15 protein-coding genes and 1 pseudogene are annotated in these 13,513 nt (G+C 60.1%); 7 read left to right on the top strand and 9 right to left on the bottom strand.

Annotated features, from left to right (window positions below; translation table 11 throughout):
• Nucleotides 1-59 precede the first annotated feature (59 nt).
• The 3 genes from P9292_RS33560 (at nt 60) to P9292_RS33550 (ending at nt 3,380) form a co-directional block, all read left to right on the top strand.
• Nucleotides 60-2,366 carry an SNF2-related protein gene (locus P9292_RS33560; protein WP_309963425.1) on the top strand — a complete coding sequence of 769 codons (2,307 nt, stop codon included), beginning with the start codon at nt 60-62 and terminating at the stop codon, nt 2,364-2,366.
• A 129-nt stretch (nt 2,367-2,495) separates the two neighbouring features.
• The gene (locus P9292_RS33555; RefSeq protein WP_309963423.1) at nt 2,496-2,852 is read left to right on the top strand and encodes a DUF3085 domain-containing protein; all 357 of its coding nucleotides are present in this window, start codon (nt 2,496-2,498) and stop codon (nt 2,850-2,852) included.
• 129 nt (nt 2,853-2,981) lie between these two features.
• On the top strand, nt 2,982-3,380 hold the full coding sequence (locus P9292_RS33550; protein ID WP_309963422.1) for a hypothetical protein: 399 nt from the start codon (nt 2,982-2,984) through the stop codon (nt 3,378-3,380).
• A 199-nt stretch (nt 3,381-3,579) separates the two neighbouring features.
• Here P9292_RS33550 and P9292_RS33545 read toward each other — a convergent pair.
• From P9292_RS33545 to P9292_RS33535, 3 genes are all read right to left on the bottom strand, one after another.
• Nucleotides 3,580-4,754, bottom strand: a protein-coding gene (locus tag P9292_RS33545; RefSeq protein WP_309961939.1) for an IS3 family transposase whose coding sequence is annotated in 2 segments (ribosomal slippage) — nt 3,580-4,481 and nt 4,481-4,754 — 1,176 coding nt in all. Because the reading frame shifts where the segments join, the coding sequence is not laid out codon by codon here.
• Nucleotides 4,755-4,838: 84 nt separating this feature from the next.
• Nucleotides 4,839-5,219: a DUF6283 family protein gene (locus P9292_RS33540; RefSeq protein ID WP_309963420.1), complete on the bottom strand. Its 381-nt coding sequence runs from the start codon at nt 5,217-5,219 to the stop codon at nt 4,839-4,841.
• Nucleotides 5,220-5,284: 65 nt separating this feature from the next.
• Complete coding sequence (locus P9292_RS33535; RefSeq protein WP_309963418.1) at nt 5,285-5,482, bottom strand: hypothetical protein; 198 nt, start codon at nt 5,480-5,482, stop codon at nt 5,285-5,287.
• A gap of 289 nt (nt 5,483-5,771) precedes the next feature.
• Between P9292_RS33535 and P9292_RS33530 the strand changes: the two genes are divergently transcribed.
• Nucleotides 5,772-6,946, top strand: a protein-coding gene (locus P9292_RS33530; RefSeq protein ID WP_309961939.1) for an IS3 family transposase whose coding sequence is annotated in 2 segments (ribosomal slippage) — nt 5,772-6,045 and nt 6,045-6,946 — 1,176 coding nt in all. Because the reading frame shifts where the segments join, the coding sequence is not laid out codon by codon here.
• Here P9292_RS33530 and P9292_RS33525 read toward each other — a convergent pair.
• On the bottom strand, nt 6,943-7,272 hold the full coding sequence (locus P9292_RS33525; RefSeq protein WP_309963415.1) for a hypothetical protein: 330 nt from the start codon (nt 7,270-7,272) through the stop codon (nt 6,943-6,945). The genes P9292_RS33530 and P9292_RS33525 overlap by 4 nt on opposite strands.
• Nucleotides 7,273-7,287: 15 nt before the next feature.
• Nucleotides 7,288-7,719, bottom strand: coding sequence for a hypothetical protein (locus P9292_RS33520; protein ID WP_309963413.1), 432 nt, complete (start codon nt 7,717-7,719; stop codon nt 7,288-7,290).
• 406 nt (nt 7,720-8,125) lie between these two features.
• Between P9292_RS33520 and P9292_RS33515 the strand changes: the two genes are divergently transcribed.
• Complete coding sequence (locus P9292_RS33515; protein ID WP_309963411.1) at nt 8,126-9,382, top strand: conjugal transfer protein TraB; 1,257 nt, start codon at nt 8,126-8,128, stop codon at nt 9,380-9,382.
• 8 nt (nt 9,383-9,390) lie between these two features.
• On the opposite strand, the gene P9292_RS33510 is transcribed toward P9292_RS33515, so the two are convergent.
• A complete protein-coding gene (locus P9292_RS33510) occupies nt 9,391-9,675 on the bottom strand; it encodes an HU family DNA-binding protein (RefSeq protein WP_309963409.1) in 285 nt (94 codons plus the stop codon).
• A 384-nt stretch (nt 9,676-10,059) separates the two neighbouring features.
• Between P9292_RS33510 and P9292_RS33505 the strand changes: the two genes are divergently transcribed.
• Entirely contained in the window at nt 10,060-10,341 is a 282-nt protein-coding gene (locus P9292_RS33505; protein ID WP_309963407.1) for a hypothetical protein, read from the top strand.
• A gap of 7 nt (nt 10,342-10,348) precedes the next feature.
• On the opposite strand, the gene P9292_RS33500 is transcribed toward P9292_RS33505, so the two are convergent.
• Together P9292_RS33500 and P9292_RS43335 are read right to left on the bottom strand one after the other, a co-directional pair.
• Nucleotides 10,349-11,959 carry a DNA topoisomerase gene (locus tag P9292_RS33500; RefSeq protein ID WP_309963405.1) on the bottom strand — a complete coding sequence of 537 codons (1,611 nt, stop codon included), beginning with the start codon at nt 11,957-11,959 and terminating at the stop codon, nt 10,349-10,351.
• Between the two features lie 208 nt (nt 11,960-12,167).
• Nucleotides 12,168-12,419 (bottom strand): annotated as a pseudogene (locus tag P9292_RS43335) (DNA topoisomerase III); the annotation flags it as partial.
• Here P9292_RS43335 and P9292_RS33495 point away from each other — a divergent pair.
• Nucleotides 12,343-12,540, top strand: a complete 198-nt coding sequence (locus P9292_RS33495; RefSeq protein ID WP_309963402.1) for a hypothetical protein — start codon at nt 12,343-12,345, stop codon at nt 12,538-12,540. The pseudogene P9292_RS43335 and the gene P9292_RS33495 overlap by 77 nt on opposite strands.
• An 83-nt stretch (nt 12,541-12,623) precedes the next feature.
• Here the strand turns inward: P9292_RS33495 and P9292_RS33490 are convergent, their stop codons facing one another.
• Complete coding sequence (locus P9292_RS33490) at nt 12,624-13,505, bottom strand: hypothetical protein (protein WP_309964318.1); 882 nt, start codon at nt 13,503-13,505, stop codon at nt 12,624-12,626.
• Nucleotides 13,506-13,513 lie beyond the last annotated feature (8 nt).

Here is a 13,513-nt window from a genome sequence, read left to right as displayed (position 1 = left end):
CACCGTCCCTGCCCGGGTTTTGGTGTCTCCCTACGTCTATCCATCAGACGAGGTACACCATGCAAACCCTTCAACCATCACTGGAAACCAGCGGCAACATTGCAGAAGCCGATGTCACTGTCGCCGTCGCTGATGACGACACATCCGTCATCGCCCTGCCCGACTTCATTGCAAACTTCGGTACCGGTCTGCTTGAAGCCGTGCGCGAACAGAATCCCTCCGTCTATGACGGACGGCGTGACCCACGCTGGGACGCACTGCTCGACACCCTCTCGCGTCAACCGTTCCCCGCGCAACGCGAAGTCATTCACGCAATCACCACCCTGCTCACACAGCACGCGCCGGGCGGCATCATCAATGCAGAGATGGGGACCGGCAAAACGCTGATGGGAATTGGCGCCGCCGTACTGCTCCATCATCTCGGGTTTCCGCGCACCCTCGTCATTGCGCCGCCGCATCTGGTGTACAAGTGGCGTCGCGAGATCAAGACAACGGTACCCGGCGCACGCGTGTGGATTCTCAACGGGCCCGACACGCTGCGCAAGCTACTCCAGTTGCGCGCGATGCACACGCGGCCATCCGTGCCGGAATTTTTCATTCTGGGTCGCGTGCGTATGCGCATGGGCTTTGACTGGAAGCCTGCCTTCGCGCGACGCGTCGCCACCCTCGACATGGAAACCGACGCGATCACGCGCGTCTTCGCCTGCTGCCCCTCATGTGGCGAATTCGTCTGCGACGAGGACGGCAATCCGCTGACACCCACGCAGGCCCGCTCAGCGCTCAACGAGAAGCGACGCGCTTGCAATTGCGGTGAACGCCTGTGGACACTTGCCCCGAAGGGCCAGGGTATGCGATCCATGCGTGAGCTTGTGAAGACCGCGCTGCTCCAGATGCCGACCGTTGGCGACAAGACTGCCGAACGGCTGTTGTCCCGGTTCGGCGAATCAATGCTTGCCGACATGCTCCAGGACAATGTCTATGAGTTCATCAACCTCATGGACGACAAAGGTCAGCTCGTCTTCTCTGACCGGCAGGCGAAGCGCATGGAACGTGCTCTTGCCCACACGGAAATCTCCTTTGGGCAAGGCGGCTATCAAGCCTCCGAGTTCATCAAGCGGTATCTTCCACAAGGCTACTTCGGTCTGCTGATCGCAGACGAAGGTCACGAATACAAGAACGAAAACTCCGCCCAGGGCCAGGCAATGGGCGTACTGGCCCGCAAGGCGTCCCGGACACTGCTACTCACCGGCACCTTGATGGGTGGCTACGCGGACGACCTCTATCACCTGCTCTATCGTCTCAATCCGTCGATGCTGATCGAGGACGGCTTCAACTACAGCGCGAGCGGCTCGATGGGCAGCGCAACGACGGCATTCATGCGTGAGCATGGCGTGCTGATCGACATTCACAAACAGACCGACGAAGGTTCGCATCGCACAGCAAAGGGCGAAAAACGGACCGTCTCGACCGTCAAAGGTCCTGGCTTTGGTCCCAAGGGGATCATGCGGTACGTGGTGCCGTACACCGCATTCCTCAAGTTATCGCAGATCGGCCAGAACGTTCTGCCTCCCTATGACGAATCGTTGCTTCCGGTATCGATGACGGACGACATGGCAGCCGCGTACCGGACGCTGGAATTCAGTCTGACGTCCGAACTGCGGGCAGCGTTGAGGCGCGGTGACAAGAGCCTGCTCGGCGTCGTCCTCAACGCGCTGCTCGCGTGGCCGGAATGCTGTTTCCGTCCCGAGATCGTGCGGCACCCGCGCACGAAACAGATTCTCGCTTCAGTCCCGGCCCTACTGCGCGAGGACGAACCCGGTCCCAAGGAGGCCGCATTGCTCGGCATGGTTCGCGGCGAACTGCTCAACCGCCGGCGCACGCTCGTCTACACCACTTACACCGGAACGCGCGACACCTCGGTGCGACTAAAGAATCTTCTCGATGCAGTCTGCGTGAAGGCGTCGGTGCTGCGCGCCAGCGTCGCTGCGGAAAAGCGTGAGGACTGGGTCGCCGACCAGCTCGAACGTGGTGCGGAGGTCATCATCACCAACCCCGAACTGGTCAAGACCGGACTCGACCTGCTCGAATTTCCGACCATCGCGTTTCTTCAGTCCGGGTACAACACATACACACTCCAGCAGGCCGCACGCCGCAGCTGGCGCATCGGCCAGACGCTTGACGTCACCGTACGATTTCTTGCCTATGAGGGCACGGCGCAGATGCGCTGCCTGAAGCTGATGGGTCAAAAAATCGCGGTTTCGCAATCCACTTCCGGCGACATGCCGGAATCCGGCCTCGACATCCTCAATCAGGGTGGCGAGAGCATCGAAGTCGCGCTGGCAAGACAGCTCATCAGTCAGGCGTAACGCCCCGCGCGCCCTTCACTGCTATTGCCATTGATCCAACCGCCAGGCACAGGATCGCCCAGGCGTTCACGTTGTCTTTACAACGGCCATCCCCTGCCTGGCATTCACATCGAACATGAGGTACCCGAAATGATCCGATTTCTCGCTGCAGATTTACATCCCGTCATCACCGAAGCTCGCAACCACGACTGCGACATTCTCCTTGTCAAGGATCAGGGCGTCTACATGATGTCCCAGAAAACCGATGACCAGAAAGAAGGCCAGTCGCGCCTCGTTGCCTATGCGGTGGAATGCAACCCTGACTTCCTTCCGTTCGATGATTGGTGGGACCGGGCCAAGCAGGAATTTGGCGGAGACGATTTCGTCGAGCATCTCAGCCACGACGATGGCGTCTTTACCCGCGTGCTGAAGGATGGATACGATCTTCAAATGAGCGCTGACGAGAAGCATCTTTATATCAACGCAGTACCACCGACGCGGAGATAACGCCTTCCCCGAAGATGGTACCAGCACCTTTATCGGGATTCTTTCTCCGGTAGAGGTGCTGCATCGGATTCAAGAATGGTCGGCACGCGGCCTGACGAGTGCCTTGTAGTACGCAAAAGGAGCATTGCAATGGAAATTATCCCGCACCGTAAAGATTCCGGTGGAAGCCCGCCGGAATACAGGACGGAGACACGAACTGACGCCGACCACGATGACATCCCGCCGTGCGTCGCCTTCCAGATCGATCGTGATACGGCGTTCGAAATAGTACGTCTTGCCGAAATAGTGAAAGCTCGCGGCCTCTACAAGGTCGAGAAATTCGATTACCGCGCCCGATGGACCGATGAGAATGACGAGCAGATCAGCATGGATGCGGAAACGCTCAACGTGACCGGCAAGGATTTCTGGTTCTCGGGGTACATCAAGCATACGAACGTCGAGGTGCTCAGTGCCCGTCAGCGCATTGCTGACCTTGCGCAGCACTTCAACCTCCAGACCAGCCCGGATCAAGACAGTCCGAAGCCTTGATTGCATGCTAACCGGTTCAATCCGCCCGCCACTTGACCGGGCGGGCTTTTTTTTCGACGGTCGAGCGATGACATCACTCGAACGGTGCAAAAGGTACACCCCTGCCGGTTACCAACGATGTGCAGTCGTCGTAGCGATCAGCACGAATGCAGAGCACACACACTATTGAGGTCGGTCGTCAATCGTGGAGAGCAATGGCCTAGGCTGCGAGTTGCATCTTATAAAATCGTTGGGTGAAGGCGGCAGGAGACAGATAACCAAGACGGGCCTGCTTTCGCTGCCGGTTGTAAAAGATCTCAATGTATTCGGTCACGGCCTGTCGAGCCTCAGCGCGTGTCGCGAACCGGCAGTGATGCACGAGTTCGTTTTTGAGCGACCCCCAGAAACTTTCCATTGGTGCGTTGTCGTAGCAATCGCCCTTGCGGCTCATCGACATCGTCATGCTGAACTGTTTTGTCAGATCCCGATAATCGTGGGAGCAGTATTGAGCGCCGCGATCGGAATGAACAATCAGTCCCGCCTGTGGCCGTTTGAGCGACACCGCGCTGAAAAGCGCTTGCATCACCAAGCTGCGAGTCATCCGTTCGCTCATGGCGTAGCCGACCAATTCGCCGTTGAAGAGGTCCTTAATGCCAGCAAGATACAACCACCCCTCATCGGTCCATAAGTAAGTGATATCACTTACCCAAGCCTGGTTCGGAGCGCTCATGTCAAATTTGCGTTCTAGCAAATTCGGTGCGACTGGCAGATCGTGCTTGGAATCGGTTGTATTTCTAAACTTGCGCTTCTGCTTGCAGCGAAGTCCCAGTTTAGAGCGAATGCGCCTGATGCGATGAAGACCAACGCGCACGCCGTGATCTCGCAAATCGGCTTGCAGCCGCTCGCGTCCATAAGTGTGCCGAGTTCGTTCATGGGCTGCAGCAATTTGGACTTCAAGCCTTGCGTTCTCCTGTGCACGTGGCGACTCAGCACGTCGACGCCAAGCGTAATAGCTGCTGGCTCCCACCTCGAACACTCGACATAGCACTGCGATCGGATAGTCATGTCGCATCGCTTCGATCCGGTCGTATTTCACCGCGACTCCTTCGCGAAATAGACCGTCGCTTTTTTTAGAACATCTCGCTCCATCGTGACTGTTGCAAGCTCTCGCTTCACCCGCGCCAACTCCGCTTCGAGCTCGCTTTGCGGCTTTTGCGCTTCACCGACTTTGGCCAACGTACCTTTGCGCTCAGCAACAACCCAGGCACCCAGTGTCTTGACCGACAAAGATAAACGGCTGGCCGCTTCGCGCTGCGTGAGCCCTTCAACAACCACGAGCCTCACCGCCTGCTCGCGAAATTCCTTCGTGTAGGTGCCCTTCAGTACTCGATTCATTTGATCTCCGTTTCGCTCATTCTACGAGACATTGATCTCCAATTCTTTCAGCCTAACTCATATCGCCTCTACAGATAGGGCAGTTCATCCTTCTTTCCGGGAAGTCCTCAGCTTTGCAAGTACTTCGCTGTATGTCTGATGAAGCTCCGGGCCATTCCGGTGTGCGTCAAGGCTTTGGGCATCCAGCCTCCCTTCCATGATCGCCAGCCGCACATTGGGATGCGCATGCCCAACCGACGCGAGCCAGCCCGCACACGGAATCTCGCGTCCCTCAACCGACTGATGACAGGCAAACCACGGGGCACCATACGACGGCCCCACGTTATTCTCATCAGGACACGTCGCCGCGAGGTTTTCAGCCTTTTCGAGACTGAAACCTGGAATGTCGTGGGCATCCTGATCCAGCCGCCAAGGGCAGGACGGACACGGTGATGCCAGGGCCTTGATCTTTTCTCTCTGATTCATCGTCGTTTTCTATACGATACGGCGCGCGTCGCGTGCTGCCGAACGGATCCGCCTTGCAGCGTCTTTCAAGGTGTCGGAGACACAGTTCCAGTCGTGATGCCACCATGCATGATACCGGCAGCTTCATTGAGCGTACGCGCTGCAACGACATCCTTCATTTCGCTCGCCACCGCATCCCACCAGGCGGCACCCTCTCCATCTCCTACGCGCGGATCGATCGCCTCGCGATAGATCGCTTTCGCAACCTCGAACGTGATAGCCATACCTGTCCTCGTCACAGTCAGACCCAGCTCCGGGTCCCACACCCTCTCACCGGCTGGATTCACGCATCGATCCACAGCAGCTCTTCGATCGCATCAGCCTGTCGAAAAACTCCCGGCCATCTTCTCCAGCGCCTCATCAACTGCCATCTGAACCTCGTTGTCATCGCCCGGCCGGTACCGATCCCTCGCCTGCCCGGAGGGCAGCACCACGACCGGCGGCCAGCCAAACTGAGTTAGGCTGAAAGAATTGGAGATCAATGTCTCGTAGAATGAGCGAAACGGAGATCAAATGAATCGAGTACTGAAGGGCACCTACACGAAGGAATTTCGCGAGCAGGCGGTGAGGCTCGTGGTTGTTGAAGGGCTCACGCAGCGCGAAGCGGCCAGCCGTTTATCTTTGTCGGTCAAGACACTGGGTGCCTGGGTTGTTGCTGAGCGCAAAGGTACGTTGGCCAAAGTCGGTGAAGCGCAAAAGCCGCAAAGCGAGCTCGAAGCGGAGTTGGCGCGGGTGAAGCGAGAGCTTGCAACAGTCACGATGGAGCGAGATGTTCTAAAAAAAGCGACGGTCTATTTCGCGAAGGAGTCGCGGTGAAATACGACCGGATCGAAGCGATGCGACATGACTATCCGATCGCAGTGCTATGTCGAGTGTTCGAGGTGGGAGCCAGCAGCTATTACGCTTGGCGTCGACGTGCTGAGTCGCCACGTGCACAGGAGAACGCAAGGCTTGAAGTCCAAATTGCTGCAGCCCATGAACGAACTCGGCACACTTATGGACGCGAGCGGCTGCAAGCCGATTTGCGAGATCACGGCGTGCGCGTTGGTCTTCATCGCATCAGGCGCATTCGCTCTAAACTGGGACTTCGCTGCAAGCAGAAGCGCAAGTTTAGAAATACAACCGATTCCAAGCACGATCTGCCAGTCGCACCGAATTTGCTAGAACGCAAATTTGACATGAGCGCTCCGAACCAGGCTTGGGTAAGTGATATCACTTACTTATGGACCGATGAGGGGTGGTTGTATCTTGCTGGCATTAAGGACCTCTTCAACGGCGAATTGGTCGGCTACGCCATGAGCGAACGGATGACTCGCAGCTTGGTGATGCAAGCGCTTTTCAGCGCGGTGTCGCTCAAACGGCCACAGGCGGGACTGATTGTTCATTCCGATCGCGGCGCTCAATACTGCTCCCACGATTATCGGGATCTGACAAAACAGTTCAGCATGACGATGTCGATGAGCCGCAAGGGCGATTGCTACGACAACGCACCAATGGAAAGTTTCTGGGGGTCGCTCAAAAACGAACTCGTGCATCACTGCCGGTTCGCGACACGCGCTGAGGCTCGACAGGCCGTGACCGAATACATTGAGATCTTTTACAACCGGCAGCGAAAGCAGGCCCGTCTTGGTTATCTGTCTCCTGCCGCCTTCACCCAACGATTTTATAAGATGCAACTCGCAGCCTAGGCCATTGCTCTCCACGATTGACGACCGACCTCAAACTGGTCCGCAGTGATGTCTGCGACAAACATGGTGCCGCTACCGGAAAGACCCTCGACCCAGTAGTGTCCGAACCAGTTGCCTGAAGGATCAGCGGCCCCGCCGTCCAGATCTCCGTCGCCGCCCCGGATGACGGTTTCGCAGCCGCCAAACTTGTCCAGCGACTGCTGCAGCAGAATCGAGGCGTACAGACAGGAGCCCGAAACGTCATCGAGATCACTCGCCTGAAGGATACGCATGAATATCCCCCGCAGGCTCGTGCAAAGCGCGATCACCTGATCCAGATCTTCCATTGCCGTCCTCGCAACCTACGCAACGCCCTGTTCCTGCGGATCATCTTCCTGCGTCCAGTACGCAAGCTCCGGCCAGGCAGGACGCTCTCGCCCCGCGCGGACTGCGCAGAATCCTGCGTGTGCCAGACCGTGAATTCCGATATACGCATGCAACTGAAGCGCGAGGCGAATGCCTGCTCCTTCACCGTCGTATTCGTCATCCTGGATAATTGCTTCGTGGGCCACCCCTAGCGCAATGCCCGCGGACCAGGCCCAGGCCGTGGCCTCCGGATCCGAGCACTGAATGACCGTCCTGTAGAGAGGTGCATCGGGATGCAGGTTCATCTCGTCCACTGCCCTGAGCATTGCGCGTTGTCCCGCAAAGAGGTTTCCGTCCATCCACGACCGGAAGCACACCGGCGTGATCGCAGATGGCCCGCATCGTGCAACAACGTCGAAATGCGGCACGCTGGATCCACTGCCAGCTTGCCCTGATCGATCCTCACGCCGGGTGAAAAACCGTTTGCACCGTGCTCAAAATGGGCTGGAATGCCAATCCGATTGAGAAACGCCACCGTGCGCGCAAGCAGCTCGACAGCGTCGTCCCGCATACCGCCCTGCCCATCCGAAAGCACCGTCACTGTTCCCCCGTCACTGGATATCCGACCGGTCTCCACATGTCCATGACCCACCCTGTGACGTCAGTGCCAAAGGTGGTCCAGACGCAGCATTATAGGGCTCCGGCTCACCAGGCTTTCCGCAAAAAACATCCGTGGCGCCCGTGGATTCAGAACGGTAAAGACTGGCATTTCTGGTCAGGCCAACGACAATGAACCTGTTGCGTCGATCGTGAATACGTACCCGACAGGTCAACATGAACCAGGCCATCCGCCGACTGTCCTCGAGCTACGCACCGCGCATGTGGAGGTTCTGCCGGCACCTGCCGGTTCCCGCGGCTGTAACCGGCACAGCCGTGGCATGCATCGCCTGGTATCCGGGCAACCACCTGATCGGCCTTCTGGCGTTACCTGCAGCGTGGGCGATCAGCGGGAGCAGACAGGACGCGCTCGCGCTATTTGCGTTCTACTATCTCGCCGGTGCACGCGACATTCCCGTCGTGACCCAGCGGTTCTTTACCGGATACGGTGAACTCGGTCATGACGTTGCGCTGGCGCTCGGGGTCGGTTTCTGGCTTCTGCAGGCATTCGCGCTGGCGCTGCCCTGGGTTATCCTGAAACCACCGTTGCGGGCTACCGCGTACGACCGCGCGTGCCGGTCAATACTCGCCACGCTACTGGTTTCTGGGCCTCCGCTCGGCATCGTCGGCTGGCTCTCGCCGGCGCATATAGCCAGCGCGCTGTATCCAGGCTGGCAATGGGCCGGCATGGTACTCGGTCTGATCGCCCTCGGTGTCGCCGCAACCATTCGTTCTGCGGCGAAGACCTGGCCTGTCAGCCTGCTGATGATTGTATTGTCGCTGTACGCACGTGGATCGAATACCCAGCGTCAACCACCGGCAGGGTGGATAGCCGTCAATACCGCGTTCGGGCGCTTCGACCAGTCGAACTACCTGTCGCTGTACGAACGAACTATTCGAATCCAGATAGCAGTAAAACGGGCAATTGATGACGGCGCCCAGGTCGTGATTCTCCCCGAGGAAATTGTGGGGCTTTGGCGACCTGCGATGAGCCTGTGGTGGCACGACGATATCGAACGCATGCGAGCGACCGGGCGGACGCTGGTTATCGGAGCCGATCTGGTCGTCTCTTCAGCGCCGTTCCACTACACCGACAGTGCAGTCGTGACGGGCGCGGGGTACGGCCGGTTTGACAGCCGGCAACCCGTACCCGCCGCCCTCTGGCGCCCCTGGGCTGAAGTCAGTGCCATACGGGGCAACATTCAGCAGCCCGACATCGTCGTAGCCGGTCGGCATGCCGCTTTCTCGCTGTGCTACGAGGACCTGCTCTGGTGGCCGCACTGGCGGACGCTTTTCATACAACCAGATGTCATTATCAGTATGTCCAACGACTGGTTCGGCCCGGATCTGGCGCTCCCCCGTATCCAGCAGCAATCTATCGAGTCCGTGGCGCGTCTCGCGGGCACGCCGCTGCTGCGTGCCACGAACCGCTAGCTGTCAGCTTATCGAACCGGGCCGTTGACAGCATCCTTGAACGCCTTGCCCGCTGTGAACTTCACCGTCCTCGCAGCAGCAATATTGATGACTTCGCCCGTCGACGGGTTACGCCCGGTACGTGCTGCACGCGCACCCTGGCTGAATGACCCGAAGCCAACCAGTTGAAGGTTATCGCCCTTTGCAACAGCCTTCGTAATCGCCTCGATCACGGCATCGATCGCCTCGCCCGTCACCGCTTTGGTCGACCCCGTGGCCGCCGCTACCGTATCAATCAGTTCCTGCTTGTTCATTCAGTTCTTCCTCTGTCAAAGTTGGACAATGCTGGATATTCACGTCCGATCGACTGGCCAGCCATGAAAACAGCATGGCGTACCGTACAGCATGGACTGCCGCGCGCACAAGCCCCCGGATCCGGGACAGGACGTCTGACTGTCGGTATTCCACCGGCCACTATCGTAAAATCCGCAACAAAACTCCGGTCTTCAATCTGTCCGTTTCCGATGTCCCGCTCATCATCTTCAAGAAAAAGCCGCAAGGTGCACCATCCCCGAGCGATGCTCCTGCCGTTGCCCAGTGCATCGGTGGACAGACGCTCACTCAAATTCCACGCATGTCTTGCAACCGTTCGTGCTGGCTGCGGTACGGCCGAACATCTGGTTCAACTCGCCAGCCTCATGTACATCGCCTACTTTCTGGAACGCGATGGATACGGCGATCCAGCCTTGGACCAATTCCACGATGCCGAGCAGTTCATGGAATTGGCCAACCGTCGGGGCGCTGAAACTGACACCTGGTCCCTCGACGAGGATGCATATCCACTTTTCCAGCGCATACTGGCACTACACGACGAGCAGATGCTCGAGGCCCCAGCGCATGCGATTATCGAAGCCGAGGACGAATTGATGCGGTTCATTGCTGGCGACCGCCCGTCTCCCCTACCACCCCGCTTCCCCTGACGCACATTCACACGGTACCTGCGCCGTCGCGACGCCACTTCCCGGAACGGCCGTGTCGATCAGACAAGGCGTCGCCTACGCCTGCCCGTGGCCTGCCGTCAACGTCTGCAAACGTGGCCCGGCATCCGTCCCGAAACGCCGTGCAACCCCAGAAGTAGCCTCGCACTCCCTTGATCCGGCGCATGGGTGCGCCGCAGGCAGGACAGGCCACACCTGGGGTCGATGTTCCGACCGGAAAGCCATCGACGACGGTGCCGCGCTGGTCGCGAATGCGCCCAACGAGTTGCCTGACCCAGGTCCCAAGGTCCGCTTCGAACTGCACGAGCTCAAGCTGCCCTGACTCAATCTGCATCAGACGGTCCTCCCACTCGGCAGTCAGGACCGGGTCGGCCAGTTCCGGTGCCACGCGCTCGAGCAGCGCGATCAACGCATCGCCGCGTTCAAGCGGCACGATCTGCTTTTTCTGCTTCGGATGGTTGCCGATGTAGGTCCGGTGAAACAGGTTTTCGATGATGCCGGCACGCGTCGCGTCGGTGCCAATACCCGCCTTCTCTTTCGTGCGCATGATCTTCTTCAGCCGCTCATCGACGATTTCGCGGTCGATCGACTCCATCGCAGCGAGCAGCGTACCCTCCGTGTAGCGCTTCAGCGGCTTCGTCTGTCGTCGCTCCACTTCGCACGAGACATTTGGGGCGGACTGGCCCTCCGTGACGACGGGCAACGCAGACGTTTCCGTTTTCTGCGTGTCCTGCGCTTCATCATCGGGAGCTGGCTTGCCCTTTCCGGCATCGAGTGCCTGCCGCCATCCCTGGATCGTCGGCGTCGCACCCGTCACCCGGAAAAGCTCACCTTCGCAGGTCACCTCGATCACGGTTTTCAGATATTCGTAGTCGCCCAGGTACTGCGCGAGATACCGGCGGCATATCAGGTCGTAGACGATGCGCTCGGTCCGGCTGAGCGCCGCGAGCCTGACCGTGCTGTTAGCCGTCGGAATGATCGCATGATGTGCCGTGACCTTCGCGTCATTGAACGCGCGGCCGGGGCTGTCGAGCGTCGCGTGGTCCGCGAGCGGCCGCAGCGTTGCGTCGATTGACGTGATAGCCGACAGCGTCGCCTGGGCGCCGGTGAACATCGATACGGGAAGATATTCGCAGTCAGTACGCGGATAGGTCGCCGCCTTGTGCGTTTCGTAGAGTGCCTGGCAGGCATCGAGCACGGCGGCAGCCTTCAGACCGTAGCGGGCTGACGCTTCGCGCTGGAGGCTGCCGAGGCTGAATGGCAGCGGTGCAAGCTCGCGCTCCGGCGTGGTCTCGACGCGTTCGACCCGCCCCGTACGTTCCCGCACACGCGAAGCGACTGCCTTCACCTTCGTTTCGTCCGTCGCGTGCCCTGCGTCGTCCGCCAGCGTCTGTGGGACGACCCATTGCATTGGCACCTGCATGCCCGCGAGACTGAAAACCGTACGAAGATCGTAAAAGGTCTCTGGGACGAATGCCCGGATCGCGCGCTCGCGACGCACGACCAGCGCGAGTACCGGCGTCTGGACACGACCGACGTGCCACGTACCCTCGCGCCCGCCCGCACCGAACGCCGTCGTGAGCGCCATCGTGAGATTCATGCCCGGCAAGCCAGTCTGCTCGCGCGCGACCCTGCCCCGAGTAATACAGCGACACCGTCTTTGCGCCGGGTATCAACCGGGCGAGCGCCTTGCGTACAGAGGCGGCATCCATCGCCGAGAGCCACAATCGGGAAACTGGTCCCTGGTAGCCGGCAATCTGCATCATCTCCCGCGCAATCACCTCGCCCTCGCGATCCGCGTCGGTGGCAATGACGATTTCCTGCGCCTCCTGGATCAGCCGCACGACAATGTCGAACTGTGCCCTGACCGACGGCTTGACCTGCACGGCCCACTGCCGCGGAATGACCGGCAGCAGATTGAGATTCCATCTCGCCAGTGCAGGCACATACTGCTCCGGCTTCGCCAGCTCGACGAGGTGTCCGATGCACCAGGTGACCGTCACGCCGTTCCCGGTGAACGCCCCGATGATGCGCCCGCGCGCGCCGACGTGCGGCGCCAGGTCCTTCGCCTGGGACGGTTTTTCGCAGATGAACAGCTTCATGCAGACCTCCGGATGGACAAGGCCTGCTCCCCTGGTCGCGCGCGCCGCTCTGAATGGTCGTTATCGTTCTTATAATTAACCGGACCGGCTGGTTCATTCCGCTACGTCACTACCCGATATGGAATCCTTATGATTTATATGTCTCGTCCATATCGCTCTGCATCAGCGCGTCGTCCGCGGCTTCGATGAAGGTGGCGGCCGCCGTGGCGACGATCCCGTTCCCGTAGGCGCGCAGTCGTCCCATTCGCGCGGTAGCGCCATGAGCCAGCGGGAATGTGCCGGGTTCAACTGGCCGGAACCGGCCGTCCCGGCATCCGATCCAGTCAGCATCGCGCCAGAAGCCGTTAGCCGGACCGGGAGCATGGCAAGCGCCTGTTCGCGGATCGCCACCAGTCCTGCGGAATTGCCGGCCGCGCTGTGGCCGTCGCGCGCAGGCGCAAGACTCGTCGGTGTGGCCCACCCTGCCGGCATCAGGCCCATGGCGTTGGGCTGTCCGCCCACTGCGAGCATCGCCGCCGCGCACAGGTCGTGAGGGGCGCCCCGTCGCGCCACTTCGGCCAGCGCGCCCGCGAGTGTCCGGACGTTCTTCGCGGCAAGCGCGGCGGTCGGTGTCGGCCACGCCGCAAGCATGGCGAAGTCGTTCAGGTTCGAGCCGTGGCGCGTCGCGCCCGTGCCTCCCATCGCCCGTTTGGGCTGCCCGCCGCCGCTTGCATCGCTCGTCTGCGGAGTGGGCCACGAGGCCAGCTTCGCGATCCACGCGAGATCGACCTGGCGCTTGCGTCCGTCCGGCGTTTTCCCGGTGGGTGACATCTGCCCGCCCTTCGGCATGCGTCCGCCGTTCGGACAGGTGGGTGTCGGCCAGTACCCGGGCCGGACCGCGGCGAGCTGCGCGACCATCTGCAGGTCGGTCAGCGAGACCCCTATGCGCGTGCCGCGGGCGACTGCGCGCCGCTTGCGCGCGAGGAACGCCTCCGGCGTGCCGTTCGCGTGCTGTGCGAGCGGCGTGGGCCACGAACCACAGCCGTTGCCGGATGTGCGGCGCACCGACGCCC

The sequence above is a fragment of the Caballeronia sp. LZ001 genome, assembly GCF_031450875.1.
Taxonomy (GTDB): Bacteria; Pseudomonadota; Gammaproteobacteria; order Burkholderiales; family Burkholderiaceae; genus Caballeronia.
This window is presented reverse-complemented; position numbering and strand designations above follow the sequence as displayed.

Coding starts and splice junctions, on each gene's coding strand:
- P9292_RS33560 (WP_309963425.1), top strand. CDS start 60: ATGCAAACCCTTCAACCATCACTGGAAACCAGCGGCAACATTGCAGAA.
- P9292_RS33555 (WP_309963423.1), top strand. CDS start 2,496: ATGATCCGATTTCTCGCTGCAGATTTACATCCCGTCATCACCGAAGCT.
- P9292_RS33550 (WP_309963422.1), top strand. CDS start 2,982: ATGGAAATTATCCCGCACCGTAAAGATTCCGGTGGAAGCCCGCCGGAA.
- P9292_RS33540 (WP_309963420.1), bottom strand. CDS start 5,219: ATGAATCAGAGAGAAAAGATCAAGGCCCTGGCATCACCGTGTCCGTCC.
- P9292_RS33535 (WP_309963418.1), bottom strand. CDS start 5,482: ATGGCTATCACGTTCGAGGTTGCGAAAGCGATCTATCGCGAGGCGATC.
- P9292_RS33525 (WP_309963415.1), bottom strand. CDS start 7,272: ATGGAAGATCTGGATCAGGTGATCGCGCTTTGCACGAGCCTGCGGGGG.
- P9292_RS33515 (WP_309963411.1), top strand. CDS start 8,126: ATGAACCAGGCCATCCGCCGACTGTCCTCGAGCTACGCACCGCGCATG.
- P9292_RS33510 (WP_309963409.1), bottom strand. CDS start 9,675: ATGAACAAGCAGGAACTGATTGATACGGTAGCGGCGGCCACGGGGTCG.
- P9292_RS33505 (WP_309963407.1), top strand. CDS start 10,060: ATGTACATCGCCTACTTTCTGGAACGCGATGGATACGGCGATCCAGCC.
- P9292_RS33500 (WP_309963405.1), bottom strand. CDS start 11,959: ATGAATCTCACGATGGCGCTCACGACGGCGTTCGGTGCGGGCGGGCGC.
- P9292_RS33495 (WP_309963402.1), top strand. CDS start 12,343: ATGCACCAGGTGACCGTCACGCCGTTCCCGGTGAACGCCCCGATGATG.